The organism is Nonomuraea sp. LPB2021202275-12-8 (genome assembly GCF_037044575.1).
GTDB lineage: Bacteria > Actinomycetota > Actinomycetes > Streptosporangiales > Streptosporangiaceae > Nonomuraea.
On record NZ_JBAHWD010000155.1, the window covers coordinates 1 to 503 of the forward strand.

Consider the following 503-nt stretch of genomic DNA (forward strand, 5'->3'; position numbering starts at 1 on the left):
CCGGGGGGAAGCTCGTCGCCCTCCTCGCGGCTGAACACGCGGACGCCGATGACCTTGCCCTGCTCGCCGTGCGGCACCTTCAGCGAGGTGTCACGCACCTCGCGGGCCTTCTCACCGAAGATCGCGCGCAGCAGCCGCTCCTCCGGAGTCAGCTCGGTCTCACCCTTCGGGGTGACCTTGCCGACCAGGATGTCGCCGGGCACGACCTCGGCGCCGATCCGGATGATGCCGCGCTCGTCCAGGTCGGCCAGGACCTCTTCGGAGACGTTCGGGATGTCCCGGGTGATCTCCTCAGGGCCCAGCTTGGTGTCACGGGCGTCGACCTCGTGCTCCTCGATGTGAATCGAGGACAGCACATCGTCCTGGACCAGCCGCTGGGACAGGATGATCGCGTCTTCGTAGTTGTGACCCTCCCACGGCATGAACGCCACCAGCAGGTTCTTGCCCAGCGCCATCTCACCCTGGTCGGTGCACGGACCGTCGGCGATGACCTGGTTGACCTC

At 67.0% G+C, this 503-nt stretch carries 1 pseudogene; it reads right to left on the reverse strand.

What is annotated here, in order from left to right:
* Positions 1-503, reverse strand: a pseudogene (locus V5E28_RS49150) (DNA-directed RNA polymerase subunit beta); the annotation flags it as partial.